The organism is Rhodococcus sp. 14-2483-1-2 (assembly GCF_002259405.1).
Taxonomy (GTDB): Bacteria; Actinomycetota; Actinomycetes; order Mycobacteriales; family Mycobacteriaceae; genus Rhodococcoides.
Map to the genome: position 1 here is coordinate 1 of NZ_NPFW01000025.1, position 3,665 is coordinate 3,665.

General features: G+C 51.9%; 10 tRNA genes and 3 rRNA genes. All 13 read right to left on the bottom strand.

Going from position 1 to position 3,665, the window contains the following annotated elements:
• Positions 1-344, bottom strand: a 16S ribosomal RNA gene (locus CH295_RS27325); the annotation flags it as partial.
• 98 nt (positions 345-442) lie between these two features.
• Positions 443-516: transfer RNA gene (locus CH295_RS27330), tRNA-Gly, on the bottom strand.
• 8 nt (positions 517-524) lie between these two features.
• Positions 525-601: transfer RNA gene (locus CH295_RS27335), tRNA-Arg, on the bottom strand.
• Positions 602-604: 3 nt separating this feature from the next.
• Positions 605-693, bottom strand: a tRNA-Leu gene (locus tag CH295_RS27340).
• Positions 694-709: 16 nt separating this feature from the next.
• Positions 710-784: transfer RNA gene (locus CH295_RS27345), tRNA-Gly, on the bottom strand.
• A 5-nt stretch (positions 785-789) separates the two neighbouring features.
• A tRNA-Lys gene (locus CH295_RS27350) sits at positions 790-865 on the bottom strand.
• 13 nt (positions 866-878) lie between these two features.
• Positions 879-954, bottom strand: a tRNA-Thr gene (locus tag CH295_RS27355).
• Positions 955-958: 4 nt separating this feature from the next.
• Positions 959-1,034 (bottom strand) — tRNA-Val (locus CH295_RS27360).
• A 5-nt stretch (positions 1,035-1,039) separates the two neighbouring features.
• Positions 1,040-1,114: transfer RNA gene (locus CH295_RS27365), tRNA-Glu, on the bottom strand.
• A 24-nt stretch (positions 1,115-1,138) separates the two neighbouring features.
• A tRNA-Thr gene (locus CH295_RS27370) sits at positions 1,139-1,211 on the bottom strand.
• A gap of 4 nt (positions 1,212-1,215) precedes the next feature.
• Positions 1,216-1,290, bottom strand: a tRNA-Asn gene (locus CH295_RS27375).
• Between the two features lie 9 nt (positions 1,291-1,299).
• Positions 1,300-1,415: ribosomal RNA gene (gene rrf / locus CH295_RS27380) — 5S ribosomal RNA — on the bottom strand.
• A 49-nt stretch (positions 1,416-1,464) separates the two neighbouring features.
• Positions 1,465-3,665 (bottom strand): 23S ribosomal RNA (locus tag CH295_RS27385); the annotation flags it as partial.

The window sequence follows — 3,665 nt, forward strand, 5'->3', positions numbered from 1 at the left end:
TCTGGGCCGTGTCTCAGTCCCAGTGTGGCCGATCACCCTCTCAGGTCGGCTACGCATCGTTGCCTTGGTGAGCCGTTACCTCACCAACTAGCTAATGCGCCGCGGGTCCATCTGTAAGTGGTAGCCGAAGCCACCTTTTATGTCTGAACCATGCGGTTCAAACAACCATCCGGTATTAGCCCCGGTTTCCCGGAGTTATCCCAGTCTTACAGGCAGGTTACCCACGTGTTACTCACCCGTCCGCCGCTAACATCAGGGAGCAAGCTCCCATCTGTCCGCTCGACTTGCATGTATTAGGCACGCCGCCAGCGTTCGTCCTGAGCCAGGATCAAACTCTCCGATAAAGTAGTTTGACTGACTACGCACATCGCTGTGCGATTTATTTAAAACTTTGAATTAACAGGTACGTTTTGTCTTGTTTAGTTTTCAAAGATCATTATAATGGAGCGGGTGATGAGAATCGAACTCACGACATCAGCTTGGAAGGCTGAGGTTTTACCACTAAACTACACCCGCGTTTGAATTGGCGCGCCCGAGAGGAGTCGAACCCCTAACCTTTTGATCCGTAGTCAAACGCTCTATCCAATTGAGCTACGGGCGCATATGGTGCCGAGGGCGGGGGTCGAACCCGCACGGTGGTCACCCACCGCAGGATTTTAAGTCCTGTGCGTCTGCCTGTTCCGCCACCCCGGCATGTCATATTGAAAATTGGAGCGGAAGACGGGATTCGAACCCGCGACCCCAACCTTGGCAAGGTTGTATTCTACCACTGAACTACTTCCGCAAAAATGGTGAGCCATGAAGGACTCGAACCTTCGACCCTCTGATTAAAAGTCAGATGCTCTACCAACTGAGCTAATGGCTCGTACAATAAAAACTGGTGCCGACTAGAGGACTTGAACCCCCAACCTACTGATTACAAGTCAGTTGCTCTACCAATTGAGCTAAGTCGGCTAAATGGTGGAGGATGACGGGATCGAACCGCCGACCCCCTGCTTGTAAGGCAGGTGCTCTCCCAGCTGAGCTAATCCTCCAAAAGTGGTGACCCGTACGGGATTCGAACCCGTGTTACCGCCGTGAAAGGGCGGTGTCTTAACCACTTGACCAACGGGCCAAAAAAGTTTTAAACCTATTCCCAAGCTTCCAACCGGGCTTGAACCGGTGACCTTTTCCTTACCATGGAAGTGCTCTACCAGCTGAGCTATGGAAGCATAATGGCTCCGCAGGTAGGACTCGAACCTACGACCGATCGGTTAACAGCCGATAGCTCTACCACTGAGCTACTGCGGAATAATATAAGCCTGGCAACGTCCTACTCTCACAGGGACAAGGTCCCAACTACCATCGGCGCTAGAGAGCTTAACTTCCGTGTTCGGTATGGGAACGGGTGTGACCTCTCTGCCATCATCACCAAACTATGAAGGCATATTCCTTCAAAACTAGATAACATTTGCTACATATTATATGGTTAAGTCCTCGATCTATTAGTATTCGTCAGCTCCACATGTCACCATGCTTCCACCTCGAACCTATCAACCTGATCATCTTTCAGGGATCTTACTAGCTTACGCTATGGGAAATCTCATCTTGAGGGGGGCTTCATGCTTAGATGCTTTCAGCACTTATCCCTTCCGCACATAGCTACCCAGCTATGCCCTTGGCAGAACAACTGGTACACCAGCGGTGCGTCCATCCCGGTCCTCTCGTACTAAGGACAGCTCCTCTCAAATTTCCTACGCCCACGACGGATAGGGACCGAACTGTCTCACGACGTTCTGAACCCAGCTCGCGTACCGCTTTAATGGGCGAACAGCCCAACCCTTGGGACCGACTACAGCCCCAGGATGCGATGAGCCGACATCGAGGTGCCAAACCTCCCCGTCGATGTGGACTCTTGGGGGAGATAAGCCTGTTATCCCCGGGGTAGCTTTTATCCGTTGAGCGATGGCCCTTCCATGCGGAACCACCGGATCACTAAGCCCGACTTTCGTCCCTGCTCGACTTGTAGGTCTCGCAGTCAAGCTCCCTTATGCCTTTGCACTCTACGAATGATTTCCAACCATTCTGAGGGAACCTTTGGGCGCCTCCGTTACACTTTAGGAGGCGACCGCCCCAGTCAAACTGCCCACCTGACACTGTCTCCCGGGTCGATAAGACCCGTAGGTTAGAATTTCAATACAGTCAGGGCGGTATCCCACCAGCGCCTCCACCGAAGCTAGCGCTCCGGTTTCAAAGGCTCCCGCCTATCCTGTACAAACTGTACCAAAATTCAATATCAGGCTACAGTAAAGCTCCACGGGGTCTTTCCGTCCTGTCGCGGGTAACCTGCATCTTCACAGGTACTATAATTTCACCGAGTCTCTGGTTGAGACAGTGCCCAAATCGTTACACCTTTCGTGCGGGTCGGAACTTACCCGACAAGGAATTTCGCTACCTTAGGACCGTTATAGTTACGGCCGCCGTTTACTGGGGCTTCAGTTCAGAGCTTCGCTTACGCTAACCCCTCTCCTTAACCTTCCAGCACCGGGCAGGTGTCACCCCCTATACTTCGCCTTACGGCTTCGCAGAGAGCTGTGTTTTTGCTAAACAGTCGCTTGGGCCTATTCACTGCGGCTTTCCGTTAAGAAAGCACCCCTTCTCCCGAAGTTACGGGGTCATTTTGCCGAGTTCCTTAACCAGAGTTCTCTCGCACACCTTAGGATTCTCTCCTCGCCTACCTGTGTCGGTTTGCGGTACAGGCACCTTTTATCTCGCTAGAAGCTTTTCTTGGCAGCGGGGAATCAAAGACTTCGCTCCATAAGGAGCTTCCCCATCACAGCTCAGCCTTTACGATAAGCGGATTTGCCTACTTATCAGCCTAACTGCTTGGACGTGCACAACCAATCGCACGCTTCTTCTATCCTTCTGCGTCCCTCCATTGCTCAAACGATAAAGAGGTGGTACAGGAATATCAACCTGTTGTCCATCGCCTACGCCTGTCGGCCTCGGCTTAGGTCCTGACTAACCCTGAGCGGACGAGCCTTCCTCAGGAAACCTTAGGCATTCGGTGGACGGGATTCTCACCCGTCTTTCGCTACTCATACCGGCATTCTCACTTCTAAGCACTCCACCAGTCCTTCCGGTCTGACTTCACTGTCCTTAGAACGCTCCCCTACCACTGATACCATTCGGTATCAATCCGCAGCTTCGGTGGTGTATTTAGCCCCGGTACATTTTCGGCGCAGAGTCACTCGACTAGTGAGCTATTACGCACTCTTTAAATGGTGGCTGCTTCTAAGCCAACATCCTAGTTGTCTAAGCAACTCCACATCCTTTTCCACTTAATACACACTTTGGGACCTTAGCTGGCGGTCTGGGCTGTTTCCCTTTTGACTACGGATCTTATCACTCGCAGTCTGACTCCTAAGGATAAGTCATTGGCATTCGGAGTTTGACTGAATTCGGTAATCCGATGAGGACCCCTAGTCCAATCAGTGCTCTACCTCCAAGACTCTTACACTTAAGGCTAGCCCTAAAGCTATTTCGGGGAGAACCAGCTATCTCCAGGTTCGATTGGAATTTCTCCGCTACCCACACCTCATCCCCGCACTTTTCAACGTGCGTGGGTTCGGGCCTCCATTCAGTGTTACCTGAACTTCACCCTGGACATGGGTAGATCACCTGGT